Source organism: Enterobacter sp. SECR19-1250 (assembly GCF_013391025.1).
GTDB lineage: Bacteria > Pseudomonadota > Gammaproteobacteria > Enterobacterales > Enterobacteriaceae > Enterobacter > Enterobacter cloacae.
On sequence record NZ_JACASJ010000217.1, the window covers coordinates 1 to 2,791 of the forward strand.

4 protein-coding genes and 1 pseudogene are annotated in these 2,791 nt (G+C 63.7%); all 5 read right to left on the reverse strand.

Going from position 1 to position 2,791, the window contains the following annotated elements:
• Positions 1–45: 45 nt before the first annotated feature.
• Positions 46–276: pseudogene (locus HX884_RS25935) on the reverse strand (recombinase family protein); the annotation flags it as partial.
• 130 nt (positions 277–406) lie between these two features.
• Positions 407–619, reverse strand: a complete 213-nt coding sequence (locus HX884_RS25940; RefSeq protein ID WP_000993245.1) for a DUF3330 domain-containing protein — start codon at positions 617–619, stop codon at positions 407–409.
• A gap of 65 nt (positions 620–684) precedes the next feature.
• The gene (merE, locus tag HX884_RS25945; RefSeq protein ID WP_001087807.1) at positions 685–921 is read right to left on the reverse strand and encodes a broad-spectrum mercury transporter MerE; all 237 of its coding nucleotides are present in this window, start codon (positions 919–921) and stop codon (positions 685–687) included.
• Positions 918–1,283, reverse strand: coding sequence for a mercury resistance co-regulator MerD (gene merD / locus HX884_RS25950; RefSeq protein ID WP_001277466.1), 366 nt, complete (start codon positions 1,281–1,283; stop codon positions 918–920). The genes merE and merD overlap by 4 nt, the downstream gene beginning before the upstream one ends.
• Before the next feature lie 17 nt (positions 1,284–1,300).
• On the reverse strand, positions 1,301–2,791 hold a 1,491-nt coding region (merA, locus tag HX884_RS25955; protein ID WP_178329001.1), incomplete at its 5' end, for a mercury(II) reductase.

Here is a 2,791-nt window from a genome sequence, read left to right on the forward strand (position 1 = left end):
CATCAGCAAAAGGGGATGATAAGTTTATCACCACCGACTATTTGCAACAGTGCCGCGCAGGTCGTCCAGGTTGCGCGCCAGGCGGTCCATGCTGTGCACCACCACCGTATCGCCCTCGCGCACGAAGGCGAGCAGCCGTTCCAGCTCGGGGCGCTGGGTGTCCTTGCCCGACGCCTTGTCGGTGAACAGCCGGTCCACCAAAACATGCTCAAGCTGGCGTTCCGGGTTCTGGTCAAAGCTGCTGACGCGAACGTAGCCGATGCGTTGACCGTGCAACGTGTCCTCCTGAGGGTAATGTGTCAGGAAGAAATCTATGACCCTTGACGGCGGATGTCAATTAATTCGGAAGGCGACTCTATTCTGACGCTTGCGCATTGGACGGTCTGACGCCAGGTTAGGGTATGCCTCAATCTGACGGCTGCGAACCGCCAGGGACAGGCGCAATGTCAGATTCTGTCGCGGCCTTGGCGCGTGCCTGGAAGCGTTCATAGCAATCCAGCCCGCAGAAATGTTCGACGTATTCCGCGCCTTCCGGGGTGAAGGCGGCATCGAGCGGAATTTCTTTGCAGCATACGCAGCAGGTGGTGCAACTGGCAGTGTTCGGGGCGTTTGCGTTCATGGTGGTACTCCTCCAGATTGGTAGCGAAGCTCAAAGCTGCCCACTCTCGGCTGGCTGGGAAGCGGTCATGATCTTCCCTTGAAGGCCCGCAGCAGCCGCGTCACAGACAGGACAAACAAGCCGGTCAGCGTGAGGGCTGCAATACCCCAGTGCTCCCCGATGAACGCGCCGGCCGTCGTGCCGGCTAGCACAATGGCGAGAATCGGCAAATGGCAGGGACAGGTGAGCACGGCCAGCGCGCCCCACAAGTAGCCGGTGATCGGTTTGTGCGTCTCAGACGGCAAGTGCTCTGGGCTGTTCATGGCAGACTCTCCGCGTGCTGTGCCGGTTCGGTTGGCATGGCGGCCAGTTGCATTTCGAGGCTGGCCAGGGCCTCGCGCCGACGCTCGACGAGTTGCCGCAACACGGCAAGCTGCGCAGACGCACCGTCACCGTCCGCAGCATCCAGCGCCCGGCACAGCCGCGCCAGTGCGTCCAGGCCGATACCCGCTTCGAAGGCAGCCCGTACAAAGCGCAGCCGTTGCAACGCGGTGTCATCGAACAAGCCGTAGCCGCCCGTGGTGTACGCGACCGGCCGTAGCAATCCGCGCAGCAGGTAGTCGCGCACGATATGCACGCTCACCCCGGCATCAAGGGCCAGCCGGGACACTGTGTAGGCGCTCATTGAACACCTCCTTTTCCTCATCCGGCGCAGCACGAAAGCTGCTTCACGTCCTTGCTGAAGGTCTGCGCCGCGAGCTTCAGCCCTTCGACCATGGTCAGGTAGGGGAACAATTGGTCGGCCAGTTCCTGCACGGTCATACGGTTGCGAATGGCGAGCACCGCCGTCTGGATCAGTTCACCCGCTTCCGGGGCCACCGCTTGCACGCCGATGAGCCGTCCGCTACCTTCCTCGATGACCAGCTTGATGAAGCCGCGTGTGTCGAAGTTGGCAAGCGCACGCGGCACGTTATCCAGTGTTAGCAGGCGACTGTCGGTCTCGATCCCGTCGTGATGTGCTTCCGCCTCGCTGTAGCCCACGGTGGCGACCTGCGGGTCGGTGAACACCACGGCCGGCATTGCGGTCAGGTCCAGGGCCGCATCGCCGCCAGTCATGTTGATCGCCGCACGAGTGCCGGCCGCTGCCGCCACATAGACGAACTGCGGCTGGTCGGTGCAGTCGCCGGCCGCGTAGATGTTCGGGCTACTGGTGCGCATGCCCTTGTCGATGACGATGGCCCCCTGCGCATTGACGGCTACCCCCGCCGCTTCCAATGCCAGGCTGCGCGTGTTCGGTGTCCGGCCGGTGGCGACCAGCAGCTTGTCGGCGCGCAATTCACCGTGCGTGGTGGTCAGCACGAATTCACCGTCCATATGGGCGACCTGGCTGGCTTGCGTGTGCTCCAGCACCTCGATGCCCTCGGCACGGAAAGCGGCTGTCACCGCCTCGCCGATGGCCGGGTCTTCACGGAAGAACAAGGTATTGCGCGCCAGGGCCGTGACCTTGCTGCCCAGCCGGGCAAAGGCTTGCGCCAGCTCCAGCGCCACCACCGACGAGCCGATTACGGCAAGGCGTTCGGGAATGGTGTCGCTCGCCAGGGCCTCGGTGGAAGTCCAGTAGGGTGACTCTTTCAAGCCCGGAATCGGCGGGACCGCCGGGCTGGCACCCGTGGCGACCAGGCAGCGGTCGAACATCACGACGCGCTCGCCACCCTCGTTCAAACTAACGATAAGGCTCTGGTCGTCCTTGAAACGCGCTTCACCGTGCAGAACGGTGATGGCTGAATTGCCGTCCAGGATGCCTTCGTACTTGGCATGACGGAGTTCTTCGACACGGGCCTGCTGCTGGGCCAGCAGCCGCTCGCGCAAGATCGTCGGCGGTGTGGGTGGCATGCCGCCGTCGAATGGGCTTTCCCGGCGCAGATGGGCGATGTGGGCGGCGCGGATCATGATCTTGGACGGCACACAACCGACGTTGACGCAGGTGCCGCCGATGGTGCCGCGCTCAATCAGCGTGACCTGCGCGCCTTGCTCGACGGCCTTCAGTGCTGCCGCCATCGCGGCTCCACCGCTACCAATGACGACGACCTGCAACGGGCGTTCGTTGCCACTGGGCTTATCAGCGGCCCCTATCCAGCCGCGCATCTTGTCGAGCAGGCCGGCGCGGTTGTCCGTCGGTGGCGCATCGGCAAG